The organism is Sphingomonas aquatilis, from assembly GCF_014196115.1.
Taxonomy (GTDB): domain Bacteria; phylum Pseudomonadota; class Alphaproteobacteria; order Sphingomonadales; family Sphingomonadaceae; genus Sphingomonas; species Sphingomonas aquatilis.
The window spans coordinates 1,015,666-1,038,089 of sequence record NZ_JACIDB010000001.1 but is presented as its reverse complement, the minus strand read 5'-3'; the positions used below and the strand labels follow the sequence as shown (position 1 = coordinate 1,038,089).

Here is a 22,424-nt window from a genome sequence, read left to right as displayed (position 1 = left end):
GCGAAATCGAAATCGGGTGTCACATCCGCTCCTTATGTCTTTGCACCCCTGCTACCACAGGCACGGGCGCCAGGGAAAATCGACAGCGGACGCGGCGACGTATAGATGGCATCTATGATCGACCGCTATCTGATCCGCTATTGTCTGGGCGTCGTCGATCAGGGGAGCTTTTCCGCGGCCGCCGCCAGCGCGCGGGTGACGCAGCCGACGCTGTCGGCGGGGATCGCCAAGCTGGAGGCGTTGCTTGGCCAGCAACTATTCGATCGCAGCGGGCGGCGGGTGCGATTGACCGACGCGGGGACGCGCTTCGTCGATCATGCCCGGCGGATCGAAGCGGAGTTCGCCGCCGCCGAGCGCGCGGTGCAGGCGACGCCGCCGCATCGGCTCATCCGCATCGGGGTGGCGCCGACCGTCTCCACCATCGCGCTGGGCGCGGCGCTGGCGGCCGCGCGGGCCGCGGCGCCGGATGAGCGGATCGAGATCGTCGAGGGGCGGACGAGCGAGTTGCAGGGCAAGCTGGACCATGGCCGCATCGATGCGCTGCTCGGCCCCGGCGTGGCGCGCGATGCGGATGACGTGCGGTTGTTCGAGGAGGGCTATGGCGTGGCGATGGCGGTGACGCACCCCCTCGCCCACCGCGCCAGTGTGACCGCGGAGGATATCGCGGGCGAGACGATGATCGTGCGGCGCCAGTGCGAGGCGCTGCCGCTCGTCAGCCGCTTCTTCACCGCGCGCGGCGTGCGCCCGTTCATGGCGGCGCGGACGGTGAGCGACGATCGCGCGGGCGCCTATGTCGCGGCGGGGCTGGGGATCACGGTGATGCCGTACAGCCTGCGCACGCCGGGCGTGGCGATGCCGGCGCTGGCGGGGTTCGAGCTGACGCGCGTGGTGGGCCTGCGCGTGCCGGCTGCGGCGAGGGCGCGGCTCGAGCCGAGCGAGGCTTGGCAGGCGTTCGTGGTGGGGATGGGCGGCGGCGAGCAGGCGCATTCCTGACGCCAGGCGCTCAGGAAGATAAACGAACCCGCCGGCTAGACTCGGACGCAGTCGAACCCGTCATTGCGAGCGTAGCGAAGCAATCCAGAGCCGGACCAGGACGCCCTGGATTGCTTCGCTACGCTCGCAATGACGGATTAATCCGAAGGTCGTCGGCGACCGGGCATTCCAGCCCCTTCCCCACGCCCACGCACGAAAAAGGGCGCGGGAGTTGCCCCCCGCGCCCTTTCCATGTCTCGCGACGCTGCCGGAATTACTCCGCGGCGGCGGTGCCCTTCGCGGGGCGCGTGTCGCGGCGTTCGGCGATACGCGCCGACTTGCCGGTGCGGCCACGCAGATAATAGAGCTTCGCGCGACGCACGGCGCCCTTGCGGACGACGTCGATCGAATCGATGTTCGGCGAATAGAGCGGGAAGACGCGCTCGACGCCCTCGCCGAAGCTGATCTTGCGGACAGTGAACGAGGAACCCATGCCCTTGTTCGACCGCGCGATGCACACGCCTTCGTAGTTCTGGACGCGGGTACGCTCGCCTTCGACGACCTTCACGCCGACCTTCAGCGTGTCGCCGGGACGGAATTCGGGGATCGCGCGCTTGGCGGTCAGCTTTTCGATCTGCTCGGCTTCGAGCTGCTGAATGAGGTTCATGACTTCAGTCCTTACGTCGCCGCGCGCCAGAGGGAGGTTGGACCCGAGCGCCCTCATGGCGCTCCCAAAGGTCCGGCCTCCGTAGCCGTGTATCGACCTCTGCCTGGTGTTGCCGCCAGGCCGCGATCTTCGCATGATCCCCCGATCGCAGCACTTCGGGGATCGTGCGCCCTTCCCATTCATAGGGGCGGGTATATTGCGGATATTCGAGCAGCCCCGTTTCGAAGCTCTCGTCATCCCCGCTGGAAGGCGCGCCCATTACGCCGGGACGCAGCCGAATGCAAGCGTCGAGCAGCACCAGCGCCCCCATCTCGCCGCCCGACAATATGTAGTCGCCGATCGAGACCTGCTCGATCTCGCGGCCGTCGAACAGGCGTTCGTCGAAGCCTTCGAACCGGCCGCACAGGATGATGACGCCAGGGCCGTTCGCGAGCGCGCGGACGCGGCTCTGGGTGAGCGGTGCGCCGCGCGGGGTCATGGCGAGGATCGGGCGACCGTCCGCGACGCTGTCCACCGCCGCCGCCAGCACGTCGGCGCGCAACACCATGCCGGCGCCGCCGCCCGCGGGCGTGTCGTCGACCGAGCGGTGCTTGTCGGTGGCGAAGTCGCGGATCTGGACGGGATCGCAGGTCCAGCCCCCTTCCCGTAGCGCGCGGCCGGCGAGCGAGACGCCAAGCGGGCCGGGGAACATCTCCGGGTAGAGGGTGAGGACGGTGGCAGCGAAGGTCATTGGGTCCAGTTTTCGATTTGGAGGCCGGGGATGTCGGCGAAGTCGGCTTCGTTGTTGGTGACGATCGTCAGGCCGGTCGCCAACGCGTGGGCTGCGATGAAGCGATCGAGCTTGCCGCGTCGGAACGGCACATCCGGAAAACGCCGGGCTTCCGGCATACCGAAGGGTAAGGGTTCGATGACGGTCAGCAGCCGACCGAGTGCGACCTTCTGGTCATCGTCTGTAATGCCGGACAGCGCCTCAGCCACGCACAATGTCGACGTCACGATCGTGCCCGGCTCGTGCTGCTGGACGCGATCCCGGAGCAGATCGCGTTCGCCGGCAATGAGATAGACGAGGATATTGGTATCGAGCAGAAAGCGCGGCGCGGTCATGGGCGAAGGAGCTTCCCTTCCCAATCCAGCTCGCGCGGCGCCATGTCGAGCCGCTCCACCGGCTTGATCCCCGGGCACGAGCCGTAGATGCCGGTGAGGTCGATCTTCTTCGGGACGACCGGCGCGGGTTCGACGATGAAACTGCCCCGCTCTTCGCGCAGCAGCATCTCGTCGCCTTCCTTCAGGCCGAGCGCCTTCGGCAGGCGCAGTGCGACGGAATTGCCTGATTTGAACACCTTGGCGCGATATTCGTTACCCATGCCATGCCTCCGTATAGACAGGATGTATATACATGACGGACGTGGGGCAAGGCGACGGTTCAGGGGACGACGGCGTGGACGATTGCATCATCATCGGCGCGGGGCCGGCCGGGCTGACCGCGGCGATCTATCTGGCGCGCTTTCACCTCTCCATCCGGCTGTTCGACAGCGGGTCGAGCCGTGCGGCGATGATCCCATGCACGCGCAACCACGCCGGCTATCCCGAGGGGATTGCGGGCAAGGAGCTGCTGCGGCTGATGCGCGAGCAGGCCGAAAAGTACGGTGCGTATCGCGAGGAGAAGAAGGTCACGGCGGTTGTGCCGGAGGGCGACGATTTCCGCATCGTCACCGACGATGGCGACTTTCGCGCGCGCACCGTCTTGCTGGCGACGGGGGTGGTCAATCATCGGCCCAACATCCTGCCCGAGGTGCACGACCCGGCGCTGGAGCGCGGGCTGATGCGCTATTGCCCGATCTGCGACGGTTATGAGGTGACCGACAAGCGCGTGGGCGTGATCGGCACCGGCGACCATGGCATGCGCGAGGCACTGTTCCTGCGCGGCTATACGCGCGACGTGACGCTGATCGCGCCCGAGGCGGAGCACGCGCTGGATGCGGCCTGCGCGGCGAAGCTGGACGAGGCGGGCATTACGCGTGTCGATGGTCCGTGCGGCGGCTGGGCGATCGAGGGCGACCGGATCGCGCTGGATACGGCGCAGGGGCGGATGGCGTTCGACAGCGTCTATCCGGCGCTGGGGTCGCGGATCCGGTCGCACCTGGCGATCGCGGCGGGCGCGCGGGCGAGCGACGAAGGGTGCCTTGAGGTGGACGACCATCAGCGCACCAGCGTGGCCGGCCTGTTTGCGGCGGGCGACGTGGTGAAGGGGCTGGACCAGATCAGCCATGCGATGGGTGAAGCAGGCGTGGCGGCGACGACGATCCGGAATTTGCTGGCGGAGCGTGGGCGGTTGTGGCGGTGAGGTGATGGGGGCGGCGGCCACCCTCGCGCCGTCACCCCGGACTTGGTCCGGGGTCCACTCCGCGGCGAGGGGGGCGGCTAGAGGCTCTAACGACCCCCCGTGGCCCAGTGGACCCCGGAACGAGTCCGGGGTGACGGGGGGTTTGGGGAAGCGTTACTCCACGAAGTCGGCGTTTACCGTCAGCGCGTTTGCGCTCCACTCCGGCACGGCGTCGGCGTTCATGGGGATCATGAAGCGCTTGCCATTGGCGCGTTCGATTTCGAGCACGTCGCCCGCGCCGAAATTCTCGACCAGCACGACGCGGCCCAAGTCTTCGCCTGTCGTCGACACGGCAGCCAGGCCGATGAGATCGGCGTGGTAATATTCGCCCTCCCCCAGCGGCGGCAGTGCCGAGCGGGGGACGGTGAGTTCGGTGCCGCGCAAGGCCTCGGCGGCGTTGCGATCGGCGACTTCGGCGAAGCGGGCGATCAGGCCGTTGTTGCCCGACTGCGTCAACTTTAGCGTCAAGGCGCCGCCGTTGAAGCTCTTATAGGTGCCGAAATCCTCGGCGAAGACCTTGAGCCGCACCTGGCCGTTGACGCCATGCGCGCCAATGACGACCGCGAGAACGACGGGCGCGTCAGCCTTGGTCGGGTGATCCGTCGGTGCCTGCTGGGGCATCGTCATCCCCTTCTGCGGGATCGGTGGCGGAAACGCCCTCGTTGGGCGCGTTCACCGCAGCGTCCTCGAACGTCTCGTCGGGCGCGGTGCGGGGATCGGGATCGATGGCCATGGTGCGTGAACCTCCTCGGGTAAGGACGGCTCAACGCACCAGTTTCACCTTCGATGCCTGCGCATCGGAGGGTCGGCCTCGAAGCTTACGCCTCGGTGGTCTCTTCGGCCGGAGCCTCTTCCGCCGGGGCGGCGGCAGCGGCGGCGGCCGCTTCTTCCTGCGCCTTCAGCTTCTCGGCACGCTCTTCGGCGCGCTCGGTGGCCTTTTCGCCCGGCTTGCCCTTGTTCGGGTTGTTGCGCGCCGCGCGCTCACGCACGCCGGCCTGATCGAGGAAGCGGGCGACGCGGTCGGTCGGCTGCGCGCCGTTCGACAGCCAGTACTTGGCGCGCTCGGCGTCGAGCACGATGCGGTTCTCGGCGTCCTTGGCGAGCAGCGGGTTGTAGTTGCCGATCTTCTCGATGAACTTGCCGTCGCGGGGGCTGCGGGCGTCGGCGACGACGATGCGGTAGTACGGGCGCTTCTTGGAGCCGCCGCGCGACAGACGAATGCTGAGTGCCATGGTAGATAGTCCTTCGTTCTAAGGCAGTTACGGTGTTCTGTTATTTCTTCTTGAGAAGATTTTCGAAGCCGGGGGGCAGCTTGGGCATGCCGTCCTGACCGCCGCCGAGGCCGGGCAGGCCCTTGGGGAGGCCACCGCCCGCCTTGTCCATCATCTCGCCGAGGCCGGCGCCGCCGAGCGCGTTGCCGAGGCCGCCCATGCCGCCCTTGCCGAGCATGGCCATCATGCCCTTCAGCCCGCCCATCTTCTTGATCTTCTTCATGGCGGTGGACATTTCCTGGTGCATCTTCAGGAGCTTGTTCACCTCCTGCACCGTCGTGCCCGATCCCTTGGCGATGCGGATCTTGCGCTTGGCATTGATCAGTTCGGGCTTGGAGCGCTCCTTCACGGTCATCGACCCGATCATCGCGTCCATGTGGATCAGCACCTTGTCGCCGCCCGCCTGCGCGAGCGCGCCCTGCGCCTTCTTCATGCCCGGCATCATGCCGGCAAGCGCACCGAGGCCGCCCATGCGGCGCATCTGCGCCAGCTGGCCGCGCAGGTCGTTCATGTCGAACTGACCCTTGGCGAGCCGCGCGGTCATCCGCTCGGCATCTTCCTGCTGGATCGATTCCGCGGCGCGCTCGACCAGGCTGACGACGTCGCCCATGCCGAGGATGCGGCCGGCGACGCGCGACGGGTGGAACGCTTCGAGCGCATCCATCTTTTCGCCGGTGCCGGCGAACTTGATCGGCTTGCCGGTGACGGCGCGCATCGAGAGGGCCGCACCGCCGCGTGCATCGCCGTCCATGCGGGTCAGCACGACGCCGGTCAGCGGCACCTGTTCGGAGAAGTTGGTCGCGACGTTGACCGCGTCCTGGCCGGTCAGGCTGTCGACGACGAGCAGGATTTCCTGCGGGGTCGCGATGTCCGCGACCGCCTTCATCTCGTCCATCAGCGCCTGATCGACGTGCAGACGACCGGCGGTGTCGAGCATCAGCACGTCGAAGCCCTGGAGCTTCGCCGACTGGAGCGCGCGGCGGGCGATGTCGACCGGCTGCTGGCCGGCGACGATCGGCAGCGTCGCGACGTCGATCTGCTTGCCCAGCGTCGCAAGCTGTTCCTGCGCCGCCGGGCGATTGACGTCGAGCGACGCCATCAGCACCTTCTTGCGATCACGGCCCGACAGGCGCTTGGCGATCTTGGCGGTGCTGGTCGTCTTGCCCGAGCCTTGCAGGCCGACCATCATCACGACCGCGGGCGGCGTGACCGACAGGTTCAGCTCGCTCTCGTCCGCGCCGAGCATCTCGACCAGCGCGTCGTTGACGATCTTGACGACCTGCTGCCCCGGCGTGACCGAGCGCAGGACGTTCTGGCCGACCGCTTCCTCGGTGACCTTGTCGACGAACTGACGGGCGACCGGCAGCGCGACGTCGGCCTCCAGCAGCGCGACGCGCACTTCGCGCATCGCGGTCCGCACATCGGCCTCGGTCAGCGCGCCACGGCCGCGGAGGCGGTCGAATACGCCGCCAAGCCGGTCGCTCAGACTGTCGAACATCGCCTCAAATCCTCATCATACCACACAACGCAAAAGACGCCGGCGGGCGAAACCTCGCCGGCCAGCGTGCACCCGTGGGCGCGTCCTCAATCGCATTCCGTGGTGGAACGTGGGTGGGCGTGTAGGGGAAATGGGGTGTGGTGGCAAGGGGTGGGGTTTGGCGGCGTCCTCACGGGCTTGATCCGGGGCCCCGCTACTTGCCGGCCGTGGGGAGGAAGCGGGACCCCGGCTCAAGGCCGGGGTGACGAGAGGGGTGGGTGTGGCGGGGTGCCGCTGCCCCACAATCCACGTCATTCCCGCGGAGGCGGGAATCCATAACCTATGCCGTCGGCGATGGAAGCGTGAGGTTTGCCAGCCTGGATTTCCGCCTTCGCGGGAATGACGGGCTTTTTCGGCGGGCGCGCGCCCTCTCCTTCGTCATCTCGGCGCACGCCGGGATCCATGGTTGCGACGCATCTCGAGCGGGTGCGCAACGCTGGCCTTGCCGTGTCCATGGATCCCGGCGTGCGCCGGGATGACGAAGAAGGAGGGGTTCTACCAACCCGCATCCGGCTGCGCGAGGTACGTCTGTTCCGCCTCGGTCGACTCCCGCCCCAGCGCGGCATTGCGGCTGGGGAAGCGGCCGTATTGGGCGATGACGTCGCGGTGGTCCTTGGCGAAGGCGATGTTCTCGGCCAGCCCCAGGTCCTCGAACTTCTCGACCGACAGGTTCTGCAGGCCGAGATTCTCTGCGTGCATCAGCGGCATATACAGGAACACGCGCCGTTCCGGGGGAAAGCGCCCTTCCCAGCCCTTGGCGATCGCCTCCAGCGTCAGCTCGACGGCGAGGTCGTCCGCCGCGAACGCCTGCGCCGTATCGCGATGAATGTTGCGGGAGAATTGGTCGAGCAGGATGATCGCGGCGAGCAAGGCGTCGGGATCGTCGCGCCACCCCTCCGCATCGCCGCGCAGCACGCCGTCGCGCATCGCGCCGAAGCGGTCGGCGATCTGCCGGTCGAGGCCATCGTCCTTGGCGAAATGCTGTTCCTGGGTCAGGCCGAACCAGAAGTCCAATACCGCGGCCGCCATGTCATGGACTTGGGCGCCGTCCCTCACTAGATCGCGCGTCATGTCTGCTCCCGCGCCAGAGGTCATCTCCCTCGGCTGCCGTCTCAACATCGCCGAGAGCGAAACGATCCGTGCCCTGCTGGCGGGGCGCGATACCGTGGTCGTCAATTCCTGCGCGGTGACCAATGCGGCGGTGAAGGCGAGCCGCCAGGCGGTGCGGCGGGCGCGGCGCGACCGGCCGGATGCTGAGATCGTCGTCACCGGCTGCGCGGCGCAGATCGACCCCGCCGGCTTCGCCGCGATGGCGGAGGTGGACCGGGTGATCGGCAATGGCGAAAAGCTGAACCCCGCCGCCTGGGCGAGCCTGGAACCCGTCGTCGTCGGCGATATCATGGCGTTGCGCGAGACGGCGCCGCACCTCGCCGCGAGTTTCACCGGCCATGCGCGCGCGTTCGTCGAGGTGCAGAACGGCTGCGACCATCGCTGCACCTTCTGCGCCATCCCCTTCGGCCGCGGTCCCAGCCGATCGGTGCCGGCGGGCGCGGTGGTGGAGCGGATCGCGGGCCTGGTCGATGCGGGGCATCACGAGGTGGTGCTGACCGGCGTCGACCTGACGAGCTATGGCCACGATCTGCCCGGCGCGCCGACGCTGGGCCTGCTGGTCGAGCGCATCCTGCGGCATGTCCCGGCGCTGCCCCGACTGCGGCTGTCGTCGCTCGATTCGATCGAAATCGACGATCGGCTGTTCGAGCTGGTGACAAGCGAGGCGCGGGTGATGCCGCACCTGCATCTGTCGTTTCAGGCGGGCAGCGACATGATCCTGAAGCGGATGAAGCGGCGGCATTCGCGTGCACAGTCCGTGGATATGGTCGCGCGGCTGAAGGCGGCACGTCCCGACATCGCGATCGGCGCGGACCTGATCGCGGGCTTCCCGACCGAGGACGAGACCATGTTCGCCGACACGCTGGCACTGATCGACGATGCCGATATCGTCCATGGCCATATCTTCCCCTATTCCCCGCGCGCCGGCACCCCCGCCGCGCGCATGCCGCAGGTCGCGCCCGCTGCGATCAAGGACCGCGCCGAACGGCTGCGCGCGAGCGCCGGCCGGCGCCGGGCGGCTTGGCTTGCGGGCCTTACCGGCAGCGTGCAGGACGTGCTGGTCGAACGGCCGGGAACCCGTGGCCACGCCGGCAATTTCGCCGAGGTGCTGCTGACCGACTGCGCCCCCCTCCCCGTTCGGGCTGGTGGACAGGTGGAACGTCCCCCGGACGTTCCAGTCGAGGCCGGGGGCCTCGACGACCTGTCCACTGTCGAAGCCCAACTATCCGCAAGCGTGGCGCGTGTGGAAAGCAGCCCTTCGACAGGCTTAGGGCGAACGGTAATGGAAGCGCGAACGGGACAGGTGGTGCAAGTCCGCATCACCGCTGCAACCGACACCCATCTGCTAGGTACGATTTCATGAGCACCACCCCCTCCTGGCACGAGCGCCTGCTCGGTGGCTTCAAGAAGACGTCCGACCGGCTGGTCGGCAACCTTGCCGGCCTCGGCGGCGCGCGGCTGGACGATGCGACGCTGGACGAGGTGGAGGAGGCGCTGATCGCGTCCGACCTCGGCCCCGATACCGCGGGCAAGATTCGCGCGCGCCTGGCCGAGGGCACGTTCGAGCGGAACATGGAAGAGCTGGGCATCCGACTGGTCGTCGCCGAGGAGGTCGAGAAGGCGCTCGCCAAGGTCGCCAAGCCGATCGAGATCGAGGCCTTCCCGCGGCCGCAGGTGATCCTGGTGATCGGCGTCAACGGATCGGGCAAGACGACGACGATCGCCAAGCTGGCGCACCTGCTGATGGAGCAGGATTACGGCGTGATGCTGGCCGCGGGCGATACGTTCCGCGCCGCCGCGATCGGCCAGCTCGCCACCTGGGCGGAGCGGGTCGGCGTGCCGATCGTCACCGGGCCGGAAGGCGGCGATGCCGCGGGCGTGGTGTGGGATGCGGTGAAGAAGGCGACCGAGACGGGCATCGACGTGCTGATCGTCGACACCGCCGGCCGCCTGCAGAACAAGCGCGAGCTGATGGACGAGCTCGCCAAGATCCGGCGCGTGCTGGGGCGGATCAACCCGGCCTCGCCGCACGATGTCGTGCTCGTGCTGGATGCGACGACGGGGCAGAATGCGCTGTCGCAGATCGAAGTGTTCAAGGAAGTGGCGGGCGTTACCGGCCTCGTGATGACCAAGCTCGACGGCACCGCGCGCGGCGGCGTGCTGGTCGCGGCGGCGGAGAAATACGGCCTGCCGATCCATGCGATCGGCGTGGGCGAAGGGATGACCGATTTGCGCCCGTTCGACGCGAACGAGGTGGCGCGGATCATTGCCGGTGTCGATGCGGGGGGGCGGAAGTGATGGTGCCTGTCGCCTTCCACGTTCGTCATTCCCGCGAAGGCGGGAATCCAGATTGGCGAACGTCAGCGATGGAGTTGCAAGGCCAGCCCGTCTGGATTCCCGCCTCCGCGGGAATCCCGATGGAGGGGACGGTGACGTCGCCTGTACTCCGTCACCCCGGCCTTGAGCCGGGGTCCCGCTTATCCGCGCGGTTCAAAGAAGAAGCGGGACCCCGGATCACGTCCGGGGTGACGGGTGGGGAGCTCGCGGCGTGACTCAGATGACCCAGAAATCCTCCCCCGGCGTGCGGCTGGGCGTCGAATACGGGCCATTGCTCGTGTTCTTCGCGGTCAATTTCCTGTTCCCCGCTGCCCTCGCCATCCGGCTGGTGGGCGCGAGCACCGGCTTCCTGTCCGACCTCGACCGCGCGGGCGCGCTGGTGATCGCCAAGGTGATCGTCGCGACCACCGCCTTCGTCCTCGCCACCATCGCGGCGATGATCGTGTCGAAGCGCAAGCTCGGCCACATCTCGCCGATGCTGTGGATTTCGGGCGGGTTCGTTGTCGTGTTCGGCGGGCTGACCGTCTATTTCCACGACCCCAAGTTCATCCAGATGAAGCCGACCTTCGTCTATGCGATGTTCGCGATCGTGCTGGGCTTCGGCCTGCTGACCGGCCGGCCGCTGTTGGAGGGGCTGCTCGGCACCGCCTATCCGGGGCTGACGGCCGAAGGATGGCGCAAGCTGACGCGCAACTGGGCGCTGTTCTTCGTCGTGATGGCCGCGCTGAACGAAGCGGTGTGGCGCAACACCAACTGGGATTTCTGGGTCGGGTTCAAGCTGTGGGGCGCGATCCCGCTTACCCTGCTGTTCGCGTTCGCGAATATCCCGATGCTGCTGCGGCACGGGCTGAACACCGAGGCTAATCCGGAGGCGGATATCCCGCTGGAGTAAGTCCTCCCCCGCCAGGGGGAGGTGGCGCCGCCGCAGGCGGTGACGGAGGGGGCGGACAGGGCGAACCTTGCGTTCGCGGAGACGCCCCCCTCCACCACCGGCTGCGCCGGCGGTCCCCCTCCCCCGCTAAAGCGAGGGAGGAATTTTGGGCGTTACGCGGCGTCGAAACGCTTGCCGGCCTCGTCCCAGTTCACCACGTCCCACCACGCCTTCAGATAGCCGGGGCGGTCGTTCATGTAGGTGAGGTAATAGGCGTGTTCCCACACGTCGTTGCCCAGGATCGGCGTGCCGGGTTCCTTGGCATCGTCCATCAGCGGATTGTCCTGGTTCGGCGTCGACGTCACCTTCAGCGCGCCCGACGAATCCTTGATCACCCAGGCCCAGCCCGAGCCGAACTGGCCCGCGCCCTTGGTGTTGAAGTCTTCCTTCAGCTTGTCGAGGCCGCCATAGGCATCGATCGCGTCCTTCAGCGCGCCCGACGGCTGGGTCGAACCCTTCGGCCCCATGATCTTCCAGAAGAAATCGTGGTTCCAAAAGCCACCACCGTTGTTACGGATCAGCGGGGGCAGCGACGAGATCATGCCGAGGATCTCCTCGATAGTCTTGTCTTCCAGCTTCGGGTCGGCGGCGACGCCTTCGTTCAGCTTGTTCGTGTAGGCGGCGTGATGCTTGTCGTGGTGGAAGGTCATCGTCTCCTTCGAGATGACCGGCTCCAGCGCGTCATAAGCGTAGGGCAGCGGCGGCAGTTCGAATGCCATGGGAAAGGCTCCTTCCAAAAGGTGGGGACGTTGCGTCCCCGCGTTAACGCGGAAGCGGGCCTAACGCTCCCGCGCCGTTACGCAAGCGTGATGAGCTTTCCGTCCGTCACTCCGGACGTGATCCGGGGTCCCGCTTTTTACGACGGGCGGGGAGAAGAAGAAGCGGGACCCCGGCTCTGCGGCCGGGGTGACGGTGATGGCGGGTGGCGGAGTGCCCCCCCCTTACTTCGTCACCCCGGACTTGGTCCGGGGTCCACCGGGCCGCAAGGGGCAGGCAAGAGGCTCCGGCCGTCCCCCTCGCCGCGGAGTGGACCCCGGAACAAGTCCGGGGTGACGAAGTATGGGGCGGGCGGCCGCGCCTACCCGTTCGCGTTGATGAGGTCGTGGCGCCGCAGCGCGTGGCGCAGCTGGTCGTAGCTCAGGCCCAGCGCCTCTGCCGTCGCGCGCTGGTTGAAGCGGTGTTCGGCGAGCGCGCGGGCCAGCAGTTCGCGTTCGAAGCGGGCGACGCGTGATTTGAAGTCGGATGGGCCGGCATCGCAGGCCGCGACGGGGCTGTCCTCCACCTCCGCCGACGGGGAGGATGGCGCGGGGGCCGGCGTCGGCGCACCGCCGCCGCTCGCCCCGCGCCGGGCACCATCCTGCGGGCGATAGGGCGAGGCGAAGGGGTCGATCTCGATCCCGTCGACCGGCCCCTCGCCTTCCCAGCGATAGACCGCGCGCTCGACGACGTTGCGCAGCTCGCGCACGTTGCCGGGCCAGCGGTGCGTCAGCAACTGGTCGAGCGCGCGCGGGCCGAAGCCGGGCCAGCGTTCCCAGCCGATCTCCGACGCCATGCGCCGCCCGAAATGATCGGCGAGCACGGCAATGTCGCCCGATCGCGCGCGCAGCGGGGGCAGCGTCACCACCTCGAAGCTCAACCGGTCGAGCAGATCGGCGCGAAATTCGTGCGCGTCGACCTTGTCGGGCAGATGTTCGTTGGTCGCCGCGACGATACGCACGTCGACGCGCATCGGCCGCGACGATCCGATCCGCGTCACCTCGCCATATTCCACCGCGCGCAGCAGCCGGTCTTGCGCCGCCATCGACAGCGTGCCGAGCTCGTCGAGGAACAGGGTGCCGCCATGCGCCTCTTCGAACCGCCCGGCGCGCGCCTTGGTCGCGCCGGTGAAGGCGCCCGCCTCATGCCCGAACAATTCAGCCTCGATCAGCGATTCCGGCAGCGCGGCGCAATTCATGATGACGAGCGGCTGGTCCCAGCGCGGCGACAGGCGGTGAAGGCGTTCGGCGACCAGCTCCTTGCCGGTGCCGCGTTCGCCGATCACCAGCACCGGTCGGTCGAGCGCGGCGGCGCGACTGGCGCGTTCCAGCGCGTCCAGAAAGGCGCCTGATTGACCGATGACCTGTGTCGTCCGCTGCATCGCCAACTTCTGGCGGAAAACACCAAGAATGCGCAAGTGTTCATCGGTGGTTCAGGAAAATAATACACCCCGAAACGACGGAAATCCGCCGTTTTCGGAATTGGCACGCCTCCTGCAATGCTGCTGGCATACCGCCATCGCGGCAACACGAAACACGGTTTTTGAGGAGGTTCCCATGTTCAACACCGAGATCGGTCGCAAGTTTGCCGCCATCGTCTGCACCGTCCTGTTCAGCGCGACCTGCGTCGCTGGCGCGGTGGGACCGGCGACGGCACACCAGACCAGCGTGACGACCGCCCGCCAGGTTGCGTAAAGCGGTCCCAAACCGGGGCGGGCCACGGTCCCGGCCCGCCCCGGCCATGATTTTGAGGAGCACCGACACGATGGGCATCTTTTCCCGCACCCGCGACATCGTCGCCGCCAATTTCGCCGACCTGCTGGAAAAGGCGGAAGATCCGGCGAAGATGATCCGCATGATCATCCTCGAAATGGAGGAGACGTTGGTCGAGGTGCGCGCCAGTGCCGCCCGCACGATCGCCGACCAGAAGGAAATGCGCCGCCACATCAACAAGCTCGACCAGCTGCAGGCGAGCTGGCAGGAAAAGGCGGAGCTGGCGCTGTCGAAGGACCGCGAAGACCTGGCCAAGGCCGCCCTCGTCGAGAAGCAGAAGGCCGGCGACATGGCCGAGCAGCTGATGATCGAGGTGAAGGTCCTCGACGATGCGCTCCGCGCGTCGGAAGAGGATATCGCCAAGCTGCAGAAGAAGCTGACCGAGGCGCGCGCCAAGCAGTCCAACGTCCAGACGCGGCTGGAAAGCGCCAACAACCGCTACCGCCTGCGCGAGATGTACGCCGGCCCCAAGACGCACGAGGCGTTCAGCCGCTTCGACATCCTGGAACGCCGCGTCGACGATGCCGAGGGTCGCGCGGAAGCGCTGGGGCTGGGCGTGCCGAAGACGCTGGAGGAAGAGATCGCCGAGCTGCGCCAGAGCGACAAGGTGGATGCCGAACTCGCCGCGCTGAAGGCGCGCCTCAAGAAGGAGGATTGAGATGGAGGATATCGCCGTCCCGGCCATCCTGTTCGGATCGCTCTTCATCGGCGCGCCCTGGGTGATCCTGCACTATGTCACCAAGTGGAAGCAGGCACCCAAGATCACCGACGAGGACGAGAAGCTGCTGGACGAGATGTATAATCTCGCCCGCCGGCTGGAGGATCGCCTCAACACGGTCGAGCGGATCGTCGCCGCCGACAACCCCGACTTCAAGCCGAGCCTGACCGCTCAGCAAACCCACTATCAGCTCGACCGGAGGAACTGAGATGTCCGCCCGCACCCAATTCTACCTCGACAAGCCGAACGGCAAGGTGTCCGGCGTGTGTTCGGGGATCGCCGACTACACCGGCTTCGACATCACCCTGGTCCGCGTCGCCATGGTCATCCTGACCGTCGCCACCTCCGGCTGGGTCCTGCTGGGCTATATCGCCGCCGCGTGGTTGGCGCCCAAGAAGCCGGTCGACCTGTACGAGAGCCACGAAGACGCCAAATTCTGGCAGGGCGTGCGCACCAACCCGAAGCGGTCGACCACCGAGGTTCGCAGCAAGCTGCGCGATATCGACCGCCGGCTCGCCGACATGGAACTGCACTACACCAGCCGCAACAGCCGGCTGGCCGAGGAAATCGACAGCCTCCGCTGAGCCTTTGCCTCGCGAGCTGAAAGAGGGGATACGACCATGAGTAACTTGGGGATACTCGTACCGATCGCGATCTTCACGATCGGGCCGGCAAGCTGGGTCATCAACAACTGGATCCGCGTTCGCCACGGCTATGAACCCGATCGCTGGCGCAGCCGCCACGAGCGCCGCCACGGGGGTTCGCCCGACGCCGAGCGCACCATCGGCCTGCTGACCCAAGAGAATGACAAGCTGACCGGCCAGGTCAGCCGCCTGGAGGAACGGATCGCCGTCCTCGAACGCATCGCCACCGATCCCGCCGAGCGCACCGCCCGTGAGATCGAAGCGCTCCGCGACCGCTGACGCGAAAGGGAAAACGTCATGTCTCCCGAAGTCTATTCCATCGTCCAGGGTATGTTTCCGCTGACCGCGCTCATCATGGTGATGGCGATGGCCGGCTGGATCATCACCACCTGGCTGCGGGTCAAGAACGGCTATCCGCTCGACGGCGCCTGGGGCCAGGCGGTCTATCCGCAGAAGAACGAGGAGACGGCCGAGCGCGTCAAATTGCTCAGCCAGGAAAACGCGCAGCTGCGCGCCGAACTGGGGTCGATCAAGGACCGGCTCGCCGTCATCGAACGCATCGCCACCGATCCTGCCGAGCGCACCGCTCGCGAGATCGACGCGCTGCGCAGCCATTAAGAAGGACACGCAACATGGGTCCCGATCATGTCTTCTGCATGGCGCTGGGTGCCGCGATCACGCTGGCGATCCAGTGGTACGGCCAGCGCAAGGTGAAAAAGGCGATCTCCGCCCCCGATCTGGCGGCGCGCCACGATATCGAACTGCTCGACGCCGAGAATGCCCGGCGCATCGGCCAGATCGACCGGTTGCAGGAACGGCTCGCCACCGTCGAGAGCATCGTCACCGATCGTTCGCACCGCCTCGACCGCGAGATCGAAGCGCTTCGGCTGGAGGCCAACTGACATGTCCGCCATGCTCATCCCGATCCTCGGCATCTGCTGCGGCCTGCTCGCGATCTTCGGCGGCGTCTTCGTCAAGCCCTGGTTCGCGCTGCAACAGCGGCGGATGGAGATCGAGGCGGACAAGGTCGCCGAGAAAGCGGCGCAATATGCCGCGCAGACCGAACGGCTGGAGGAGCGCGTCCGCGTGCTCGAACGCATCGTCACCGATCGCGGCGCCGACCTGGCGCAGGAGATCGAACGGCTGCGCGACGAGCCGGCGGCGAAGCGCCTGCCCGTCAACTGATCCCCTCCCCCCAGTTTCTGTCACAGGGAAGGACAGACCCATGAACCCCGCAGAAATGATCGTCGCGATCGTCGCGCTGGTGGTGATCGGCGGCGTGCTCCGCGCCCGCTTCAACGCCTTCGGCCCGCGCCATTCGGACCAGTTTCAGCCCGACATGACCGACGACACCCGCCGCCTCACCCAGGAGGTGCGCGACCTGAAGGAGCGCATCCAGGTGCTGGAGCGCGTGATCACCGACAATCGCAGCACGTCCGATCTCGACCGCGAGATCGAGCGCCTGCGCCACCGCTGAGGAGACGGACGATGACCGATCCCGAACTGTATCTGACGCTGTCGCTGTCGGGCCTCGCCGGCCTGGCCATGGTGACTACCGCGGGCCTGTCCGGCTGGCGCAGCTGGCTGACGCTGAAGCATTCGCAGCTCGATGCGCAGGCCGACGCGCTGCCCCCCGTCCATTCCGCGGGATCGCGGATCGAGATCGCGGACCTGAAGGAGCGCATCCGCAAGCTGGAAGCGATCGCGGCGGGCGTCGACCTGTAAGGCGAATCCCCATCCGGCCAAACGATAAAAGGTCCTCATACGCCAGGTGGGCATCGGGATGAACGGCCCCCGGCCGTTCAAGATCATGCTGAGGGCATGATCGACCCGATGCGGTGACGGAAGGGGCGGACGGCAACATGCCCTGCGGCCAAGCGCCGCCCTGACCTCCCCCTCCGTCATGCCTGCGGCATGCCACCTCCCCCTGGCGGGGGAGGCGTGAGTTGGCCCTGTGGGATCGGGATCAGCCACCGGTGGCCGGCTTCAATGTCGCTGAATCGAGATGCCAGCGCAATTGTGCCGCGCTCGCACCGTCCACGCCATTGACGCGGCGGACGACATAGCTTCCCGCAAAGCGCTGGCGCGTGCCGCCATCCGTCGTTGCCTCCACCGTGACGGGCACGGTCTGGTAGACGGAGCCGGCGGCACCCTCCGCCGGGGGCAGCGTGCCGATCGTCACGCGGGTGGCGCGGGTCTTGGCGAACCCCTGTTCGAAGCCCTTGAAGGTCTGGCCCGGTCGGCCATCGTCACCCCATTGCGTCCAGGCGGTGGCATAATCGCGCGCGTTGATCGCGGAATAATAGCGCCGCACCACATCGGCTGCGGCCTGTCCGCTGGTCGGATCGACGGTGCAGCCGGCCATGCGCGATCCCTTCCCGTCGAACAGCGCGCAGGACCGGGCGATCTCGTCCTCGATCATCGCGCAGCTGTTGGCGGCGTTGCACGGCGGATGCGTCGCGGGCGAGACGTTGCGGCAGATCGCCACCCGCTTTGCTGCGGCCGCGGGCCCGATCTCGGCGGCGCAGGACAGGGGCTGCGATGCGGCGACGCTGGTGCGCGCCGGCTTGGGGGTCGATAGCGCGCGCGGGGTGGCGCTCGCTGCGACCATGGGCGTCGCCTCCGCCTCGCCGGTCGTGGAGGCGGACTCCCCGCCCGACCCGCAGGCGCCGAGTGCCAGCAACGGCAGCGCGATCAGGCAGCGGATGGCGGTCATGGCAGGCTCCTTCACGATTCGGTACGGCGGCGACAACGTCCGACACCGCCGAAGGTGTCGCGCTGTGCGACGACCTGCTAGGCGCGCAGCCCCGTTCACCAGGATTCGAACACACGTGGTCGACAAGAGCTGGGGCGTCGGCCCCTCCACCGGATTGCGCGTCCGCAGCAACGCCAGCCCCGACGCGCGCGCCGCCGAACGCGCACAGGCCCGAGAGGCCCGGGCTGCCGCGCGCGTCGCCGATACCGAGCGCCGCCTCGAAACCCGCGCCGCCGAGCGCGAGGCGGAGGCCGCGCAGCGCGAACAGGCGCGCACCGCCCGTCGCGAGGCCGAGGAAAAGGCCGCCGCCCGCGACCCCCATGCCCGTGAAGCACGCCGCCCGCGCGGCTCCGGCCGCAAGGATGTCGTCCGCGAACAGCGCGACACACATGGCTACACGACGCTGGTCGACGCCGACCGCATCCGTGTGTTGGCGAAGCGCGGCGCGTCGATCACGGGGCTGGCCGGCGCGTTCGGGATTTCGGAGGACGAGGTGGCGGCGGTGCTGGCGGCGGGGGACTGAGCCCTCAACCAGCCCGCCACCCCAACAATCCCGTCACCCCGGACTTGATCCGGGGTCCCGTTTCTTCACCGGTCGGCCAATAGCGGGACCCCGGATCAAGTCCGGGGTGACGAAAAGCGAGCCCTACCCCGCGCCACCCAATCGCCCAGCGTAATTGCCGCCGTCGGCTCGACCAGCGCGTCCATGCTGTTGCGCATGATCTCCAGCGCCCAACGCGTCCGTTCGGGATGGTTGCCCGCGACGGCATCGCCCGGCACCCACAGATCATATTGCCGCATATGCGCGTCCGCCGCGGTGAACAGCACGCAGATGTCGGCGGCGACGCCGGTCAGGATCAGCCGGCTCACCCCCAGTTGCGGTAGCAGCACCGGCAGGTTGGTGGCGTAGAATCACGAAAACTGCGGCTTGATGATGAAATAATCGTCGTCGCGCGGGCGCAGCGCCTGCGTCACCGCTCGGCCGGGCGTGTCCTTAGCCAGCGTGTCCTCGACCAGCCGCGTGCGTTCCGAATGCCATTGGCCGTTGTTGTCGTTGACGTAGATCACCGGCACGCCCGCCGCATCCGCCGCCGCGCGCAGCGACAGGATCGGCGCGACGATATCCTCGGTCGCCGCGCGCAGATCGTCGCCGCCCTCGAAATCGAGCGCGTTGACCATGTCGATGAGCAGCAGCGCGGTCTTGCCCGGGGCCGGGTCGGGTGATGGGTTGATCATGCTTCGTTCTACCGCAAACGCAACGGCAACGCCTTGATCTGCGATGGGATTGGCGGGATGGCTGCACGATGGCCGACGGCGCGACGCCCCCCATGCGCAAGATCATTCACGTCGACATGGACGCCTTCTACGCCTCGGTCGAACAGCGCGACGATCCGGCGCTGCGGGGCAAGCCGGTGGCGGTCGGCGGCAGCCGGGCGCGCGGCGTGGTGGCGGCGGCGAGTTACGAGGCGCGCGCGTTCGGCGTGCGATCGGCGATGCCCTCGGTCACCGCGATCCGGCGCTGTCCCGACCTCGTCTTCGTCCGCCCGCGGTTCGAGGTGTACAAAGCCGTGTCGAACCAGATTCGCGCCATCTTCGCCGATTACACCGACGCGGTCGAACCGCTCTCGCTCGACGAAGCCTATCTGGACGTCAGCGAAGACCGCCACGGCCTGGGATCGGCGAAGGCGATCGCCGAGCAGATCCGCGCGCGGATCAAGCAGGTCACCGGGCTCACCGCGTCAGCGGGGGTGAGCTACAACAAGTTCATCGCCAAACTGGCATCGGACCAGAACAAGCCCGACGGCCTCTGCGTCATCCCGCCGCACAAGGGCGCCGCCTTCGTCGCCTCGCTGCCGGTCAAGCGCTTCCATGGCGTGGGGCCGGTGACGGCGCGGCGGATGGAGCAATTGGGCATCGTCACCGGCGCCGACCTGCGCGACCGGCCGCTCGCCTTTCTGCAACAGCATTTCGGCTCCTATGCGGATTATCTGTATGGTGCTGCGCGCGGGCAGGATTTCCGCCCAGTGCGCGCGCATCGCGCCGCCAAATCGATCGGCGCGGAGCGGACGTTCGAAACCAACCTGACCGATCCCGCCGACCTGCACGCCGCGCTTGCCCGCGTCGCCGATGCGGCGTGGGAGCGCGTCGAACGCTCAGGGGCGCAGGGCAAGACGGTGACGATGAAATTGCGCCACGCCGACTTCCAGACGATCACCCGTGCCCGCTCGCTCGCCGTGCCGGTGGCGAGCAAGGCGGCGTTCCTCGGCATCGGCATCGACCTGCTGACCGCGCAACTGCCCGTGCCGGGCGGCGTCCGCCTGCTCGGCCTGACGCTGTCCGGCATCCTGCGGCCGGGCGCCGAGCCGGCGGACGACGCGGTGCAGCCGAGTTTGCCGTTGTAGGGTTTGCTGCGGTCCGCCGTCGCCCCAGCCTTGAGCCGGGGTCCCGCTGTTGGTGGTCGGGCAAGAAGCGGGACCCCGGACTGGTTCCGGGGTCCACTCCGCGGCTTGGGGGACGGCAAGAGGCTCCAGACGTCCCCTCGCGGCCCGGTGGACCCCGGATCAAGTCCGGGGTGACGGGGTGGGTGGGCGAAGGCCTCGGATGAAGCCGGCCATCCGTTCTGCCGCCGACTTCGCGAGACGCCCCGCCCCCTCGACGGATTTACCATCATCGTTTACGCCCTGTTTACCAAGAAGGTGGGGGAATGACGGTCGAGCCTTGGTTCATCGTGGCGATGGTGCTGAGCCTGTCGGGCTATGCCATTTATCTGGCAGGGCTTCGGCGGCATCTGCTTGAGCCGAGCCGCGCGTCCTGGCTGATCTGGACGGTCGCGACGGGGGTCGAGGCCGCCACCTATGTCGCGGTCAATCCTGGTGAGCCGCAGGGCATCGTCTTCATCGTCTCCGCGCTTGCCTGTATCGTCGTGACGCTCGCGATGTGGCGCCGCTCGCGCTGGACTCGGCCATCCTCGACCGAGACGATCTGCATGGCGGCGAGCCTCGCCGCGATCATCCTGTGGCTGCCGCTACAGGAAACGTTCTGGGCGCATATGCTCGTCGTCGCGGCGGTGCCGCTGGGCTTCTGGCCGACCTGGGCGAGCGTGTGGGAGGATCGCGCGCGCGAACGCTCGCCGGCCTGGGGGCTGTGGACGCTGGGCGACATGGCGACGCTGCTGGTGACGATGCGCAGCCCCGGCTCGGGCGTGGGCGAATATGGCTATGTCGTCGTCGAGCTGCTGTGCCACGCCAGCGTGTGGTTCATGGTGGGGCTGGCGACGCTGAACCCGATCCGTTCGTTCGGGCGGCGCGAGGGCAAGCTGCGCGTGCTCGACGCCTATCTGCCCGCCAACCCGTTCGCGGTCGGCGAGACGCATATCGGCAAGGCGGTGTTCGCGGCACAGGGCTTCGCGCAAGCCGAGACGATCGTGCGCTTCTCCGGCCCGATCGTCCCCGCCGCGCGTCTGCCGCAAGGGTTGAGCGGCGCGTCGGACCGGTATCTGCAGATCGGGCGCGACCGCTACATGGGGCCATCCGGGCGGATCGACGATCTGATCAACCATAGCTGTTCGCCCAATGCGGGCCTGCGCTTCACCGACGACGGCGTCTTCCTGGTCGCGCTGCGCCCGATCGCGCCGGGCGAGGAGATCGCCTGGGACTATTCCACCACGCTCGCCGACCCCGACTGGTCGATGCAATGCGCGTGCGGCAGCCCCGAATGCCGCGGCGTCATCCGTGCCTTTGCGCTGCTGCCGGCCGAGGTGCAGGATCGCTATCGCGCAATGGGGATCGTCGCGCCGTATCTGGACGAGCGCGACATGGGACGCCGCGTCGCGTAGATTTAGACGCGTGCAATGCCCCGCGCGCGCCCAACCCCGTCACCCCGGACGTGATCCGGGGCCCCGCTTTATCAACGGCCGAAGAAAGAAGCGGGATCCCGGCTCAAGGCCGGGATGACGGGTTACGGACACGTCGATCGCTTTGTACAGCCTCCCCCGTCATAGCCGCCGGGCGGTCCATGTTGCCCCCCCTTGCCCCCGCGCGCCTTTGCGCGTAAGGGCCCGCGCTTCCATGCTCATGCCTGGAATGCTTGCGGGAGGGGCTTGCCCCGTCTGGACCGCTAAACTTGAAACGAGAGTGACATGGCAAAGAAGATCACAGGTTACATCAACCTGCAGGTTCCTGCAGGCGACGCCAAGCCCGCCCCGCCGATCGGCCCGGCGCTGGGTCAGCGCGGCGTGAACATCATGGAATTCTGCAAGGCGTTCAACGCGCAGACGACCGACATGGACAAGGGCACGCCGCTGCCCACCAAGATCACCGTCTATGCCGACCGTTCGTTCAGCTTCGAGATCAAGACGCCGCCGGCGTCGTTCCTGATCAAGAAGGCCGCCGGCCTGAAGTCGGGTTCGAAGGAGCCGGGCAAGGTCGTCGCGGGCAAGATCGCGCGCAGCAAGCTCGCCGAGATCGCCCAGACCAAGATGAAGGATCTGAACGCCAACGACATCGAGGCTGCGACCAAGATCATCGAAGGCTCCGCCCGCGCGATGGGCCTCGAAGTGACGGAGGGCTGAT

General features: G+C 67.6%; 31 protein-coding genes and 1 pseudogene. 19 read left to right on the top strand and 13 right to left on the bottom strand.

Annotated features, from left to right (window positions below):
- Nucleotides 1-114 precede the first annotated feature (114 nt).
- Nucleotides 115-993 (top strand): LysR family transcriptional regulator, encoded by an 879-nt coding sequence (locus tag GGR47_RS04790; RefSeq protein ID WP_147037134.1) that lies wholly within the window; start codon nucleotides 115-117, stop codon nucleotides 991-993.
- A gap of 253 nt (nucleotides 994-1,246) precedes the next feature.
- Here the strand turns inward: GGR47_RS04790 and rplS are convergent, their stop codons facing one another.
- Genes rplS through GGR47_RS04770 form a run of 4 tightly spaced genes read right to left on the bottom strand, consistent with a single transcriptional unit; the run spans nucleotide 1,247 to nucleotide 3,003 of the window.
- On the bottom strand, nucleotides 1,247-1,639 hold the full coding sequence (rplS, locus tag GGR47_RS04785; RefSeq protein WP_017978256.1) for a 50S ribosomal protein L19: 393 nt from the start codon (nucleotides 1,637-1,639) through the stop codon (nucleotides 1,247-1,249).
- A 4-nt stretch (nucleotides 1,640-1,643) separates the two neighbouring features.
- A complete protein-coding gene (trmD, locus tag GGR47_RS04780) occupies nucleotides 1,644-2,369 on the bottom strand; it encodes a tRNA (guanosine(37)-N1)-methyltransferase TrmD (protein WP_147037135.1) in 726 nt (241 codons plus the stop codon).
- On the bottom strand, nucleotides 2,366-2,743 hold the full coding sequence (locus GGR47_RS04775; protein ID WP_147037136.1) for a type II toxin-antitoxin system VapC family toxin: 378 nt from the start codon (nucleotides 2,741-2,743) through the stop codon (nucleotides 2,366-2,368). Before GGR47_RS04775 ends, trmD begins: the two co-directional genes overlap by 4 nt.
- Entirely contained in the window at nucleotides 2,740-3,003 is a 264-nt protein-coding gene (locus tag GGR47_RS04770; protein WP_147037137.1) for an AbrB/MazE/SpoVT family DNA-binding domain-containing protein, read from the bottom strand. The genes GGR47_RS04775 and GGR47_RS04770 overlap by 4 nt, the downstream gene beginning before the upstream one ends.
- 32 nt (nucleotides 3,004-3,035) lie before the next feature.
- On the opposite strand from GGR47_RS04770, the gene GGR47_RS04765 reads away from it, so the two are divergent.
- Nucleotides 3,036-3,983, top strand: a complete 948-nt coding sequence (locus GGR47_RS04765; protein WP_147037138.1) for an NAD(P)/FAD-dependent oxidoreductase — start codon at nucleotides 3,036-3,038, stop codon at nucleotides 3,981-3,983.
- Nucleotides 3,984-4,136: 153 nt separating this feature from the next.
- Here the strand turns inward: GGR47_RS04765 and rimM are convergent, their stop codons facing one another.
- The 5 genes from rimM to GGR47_RS04740 all read right to left on the bottom strand — a co-directional run bounded on the left by rimM (nucleotide 4,137) and on the right by GGR47_RS04740 (nucleotide 7,901).
- Nucleotides 4,137-4,649 carry a ribosome maturation factor RimM gene (gene rimM, locus GGR47_RS04760; protein WP_147037139.1) on the bottom strand — a complete coding sequence of 171 codons (513 nt, stop codon included), beginning with the start codon at nucleotides 4,647-4,649 and terminating at the stop codon, nucleotides 4,137-4,139.
- Complete coding sequence (locus GGR47_RS04755) at nucleotides 4,603-4,755, bottom strand: hypothetical protein (RefSeq protein ID WP_167509783.1); 153 nt, start codon at nucleotides 4,753-4,755, stop codon at nucleotides 4,603-4,605. Before GGR47_RS04755 ends, rimM begins: the two co-directional genes overlap by 47 nt.
- Nucleotides 4,756-4,840: 85 nt before the next feature.
- The gene (gene rpsP, locus GGR47_RS04750; RefSeq protein WP_017978250.1) at nucleotides 4,841-5,254 is read right to left on the bottom strand and encodes a 30S ribosomal protein S16; all 414 of its coding nucleotides are present in this window, start codon (nucleotides 5,252-5,254) and stop codon (nucleotides 4,841-4,843) included.
- 40 nt (nucleotides 5,255-5,294) lie between these two features.
- A complete protein-coding gene (ffh, locus tag GGR47_RS04745) occupies nucleotides 5,295-6,791 on the bottom strand; it encodes a signal recognition particle protein (RefSeq protein WP_017978249.1) in 1,497 nt (498 codons plus the stop codon).
- Between the two features lie 534 nt (nucleotides 6,792-7,325).
- Nucleotides 7,326-7,901, bottom strand: coding sequence for a DUF924 family protein (locus GGR47_RS04740; RefSeq protein WP_371859754.1), 576 nt, complete (start codon nucleotides 7,899-7,901; stop codon nucleotides 7,326-7,328).
- Here GGR47_RS04740 and mtaB point away from each other — a divergent pair.
- The 3 genes from mtaB (at nucleotide 7,900) to GGR47_RS04725 (ending at nucleotide 11,169) form a co-directional block, all read left to right on the top strand.
- Nucleotides 7,900-9,303 (top strand): tRNA (N(6)-L-threonylcarbamoyladenosine(37)-C(2))-methylthiotransferase MtaB, encoded by a 1,404-nt coding sequence (gene mtaB, locus GGR47_RS04735; RefSeq protein ID WP_183949441.1) that lies wholly within the window; start codon nucleotides 7,900-7,902, stop codon nucleotides 9,301-9,303. The two genes, GGR47_RS04740 and mtaB, sit on opposite strands and share 2 nt — an antisense overlap.
- Nucleotides 9,300-10,238 (top strand): signal recognition particle-docking protein FtsY, encoded by a 939-nt coding sequence (gene ftsY, locus GGR47_RS04730; protein ID WP_147037452.1) that lies wholly within the window; start codon nucleotides 9,300-9,302, stop codon nucleotides 10,236-10,238. The genes mtaB and ftsY overlap by 4 nt, the downstream gene beginning before the upstream one ends.
- A 259-nt stretch (nucleotides 10,239-10,497) precedes the next feature.
- Entirely contained in the window at nucleotides 10,498-11,169 is a 672-nt protein-coding gene (locus GGR47_RS04725; RefSeq protein ID WP_147037453.1) for a septation protein A, read from the top strand.
- Between the two features lie 152 nt (nucleotides 11,170-11,321).
- Here GGR47_RS04725 and GGR47_RS04720 read toward each other — a convergent pair whose 3' ends face one another.
- On the bottom strand, nucleotides 11,322-11,927 hold the full coding sequence (locus tag GGR47_RS04720) for a superoxide dismutase (RefSeq protein ID WP_147037263.1): 606 nt from the start codon (nucleotides 11,925-11,927) through the stop codon (nucleotides 11,322-11,324).
- A gap of 359 nt (nucleotides 11,928-12,286) precedes the next feature.
- Nucleotides 12,287-13,345, bottom strand: a complete 1,059-nt coding sequence (gene pspF / locus GGR47_RS04715; protein ID WP_147037262.1) for a phage shock protein operon transcriptional activator — start codon at nucleotides 13,343-13,345, stop codon at nucleotides 12,287-12,289.
- 175 nt (nucleotides 13,346-13,520) lie between these two features.
- On the opposite strand from pspF, the gene GGR47_RS04710 reads away from it, so the two are divergent.
- The 10 genes from GGR47_RS04710 (at nucleotide 13,521) to GGR47_RS04665 (ending at nucleotide 16,823) form a co-directional block, all read left to right on the top strand.
- Nucleotides 13,521-13,658 (top strand): hypothetical protein, encoded by a 138-nt coding sequence (locus GGR47_RS04710; RefSeq protein WP_017978242.1) that lies wholly within the window; start codon nucleotides 13,521-13,523, stop codon nucleotides 13,656-13,658.
- A 70-nt stretch (nucleotides 13,659-13,728) separates the two neighbouring features.
- Complete coding sequence (gene pspA, locus GGR47_RS04705; protein WP_017978241.1) at nucleotides 13,729-14,394, top strand: phage shock protein PspA; 666 nt, start codon at nucleotides 13,729-13,731, stop codon at nucleotides 14,392-14,394.
- Nucleotide 14,395: 1 nt separating this feature from the next.
- The gene (pspB, locus tag GGR47_RS04700; protein ID WP_147037261.1) at nucleotides 14,396-14,662 is read left to right on the top strand and encodes an envelope stress response membrane protein PspB; all 267 of its coding nucleotides are present in this window, start codon (nucleotides 14,396-14,398) and stop codon (nucleotides 14,660-14,662) included.
- Nucleotide 14,663: 1 nt separating this feature from the next.
- Nucleotides 14,664-15,038 carry an envelope stress response membrane protein PspC gene (gene pspC, locus GGR47_RS04695; protein ID WP_017978239.1) on the top strand — a complete coding sequence of 125 codons (375 nt, stop codon included), beginning with the start codon at nucleotides 14,664-14,666 and terminating at the stop codon, nucleotides 15,036-15,038.
- A 45-nt stretch (nucleotides 15,039-15,083) separates the two neighbouring features.
- Nucleotides 15,084-15,377, top strand: coding sequence for a hypothetical protein (locus GGR47_RS04690; protein ID WP_017978238.1), 294 nt, complete (start codon nucleotides 15,084-15,086; stop codon nucleotides 15,375-15,377).
- An 18-nt stretch (nucleotides 15,378-15,395) separates the two neighbouring features.
- The gene (locus GGR47_RS04685; protein WP_043060021.1) at nucleotides 15,396-15,716 is read left to right on the top strand and encodes a hypothetical protein; all 321 of its coding nucleotides are present in this window, start codon (nucleotides 15,396-15,398) and stop codon (nucleotides 15,714-15,716) included.
- Nucleotides 15,717-15,730: 14 nt separating this feature from the next.
- Nucleotides 15,731-16,000, top strand: a complete 270-nt coding sequence (locus tag GGR47_RS04680) for a hypothetical protein (RefSeq protein ID WP_017978236.1) — start codon at nucleotides 15,731-15,733, stop codon at nucleotides 15,998-16,000.
- A gap of 1 nt (nucleotide 16,001) precedes the next feature.
- Nucleotides 16,002-16,283, top strand: coding sequence for a hypothetical protein (locus GGR47_RS04675; protein WP_147037260.1), 282 nt, complete (start codon nucleotides 16,002-16,004; stop codon nucleotides 16,281-16,283).
- Nucleotides 16,284-16,323: 40 nt separating this feature from the next.
- A complete protein-coding gene (locus tag GGR47_RS04670; RefSeq protein WP_147037259.1) occupies nucleotides 16,324-16,575 on the top strand; it encodes a hypothetical protein in 252 nt (83 codons plus the stop codon).
- 11 nt (nucleotides 16,576-16,586) lie between these two features.
- Entirely contained in the window at nucleotides 16,587-16,823 is a 237-nt protein-coding gene (locus tag GGR47_RS04665) for a hypothetical protein (protein ID WP_017978233.1), read from the top strand.
- A 241-nt stretch (nucleotides 16,824-17,064) separates the two neighbouring features.
- On the opposite strand, the gene GGR47_RS04660 is transcribed toward GGR47_RS04665, so the two are convergent.
- Nucleotides 17,065-17,814 (bottom strand): nuclear transport factor 2 family protein, encoded by a 750-nt coding sequence (locus GGR47_RS04660; protein ID WP_147037258.1) that lies wholly within the window; start codon nucleotides 17,812-17,814, stop codon nucleotides 17,065-17,067.
- Between the two features lie 115 nt (nucleotides 17,815-17,929).
- On the opposite strand from GGR47_RS04660, the gene GGR47_RS04655 reads away from it, so the two are divergent.
- Entirely contained in the window at nucleotides 17,930-18,376 is a 447-nt protein-coding gene (locus GGR47_RS04655) for a hypothetical protein (protein ID WP_183949440.1), read from the top strand.
- A 95-nt stretch (nucleotides 18,377-18,471) separates the two neighbouring features.
- Here the strand turns inward: GGR47_RS04655 and GGR47_RS04650 are convergent.
- Nucleotides 18,472-19,089 (bottom strand): annotated as a pseudogene (locus GGR47_RS04650) (cysteine hydrolase family protein).
- A gap of 68 nt (nucleotides 19,090-19,157) precedes the next feature.
- On the opposite strand from GGR47_RS04650, the gene dinB reads away from it, so the two are divergent.
- From dinB to rplK, 3 genes are all read left to right on the top strand, one after another.
- Nucleotides 19,158-20,255, top strand: a complete 1,098-nt coding sequence (gene dinB, locus GGR47_RS04645) for a DNA polymerase IV (protein ID WP_147037359.1) — start codon at nucleotides 19,158-19,160, stop codon at nucleotides 20,253-20,255.
- A gap of 302 nt (nucleotides 20,256-20,557) precedes the next feature.
- Nucleotides 20,558-21,688 (top strand): SET domain-containing protein, encoded by a 1,131-nt coding sequence (locus tag GGR47_RS04640; protein ID WP_017978228.1) that lies wholly within the window; start codon nucleotides 20,558-20,560, stop codon nucleotides 21,686-21,688.
- 303 nt (nucleotides 21,689-21,991) lie between these two features.
- Entirely contained in the window at nucleotides 21,992-22,423 is a 432-nt protein-coding gene (rplK, locus tag GGR47_RS04635) for a 50S ribosomal protein L11 (RefSeq protein WP_017978227.1), read from the top strand.
- Nucleotide 22,424: the final 1 nt, after the last annotated feature.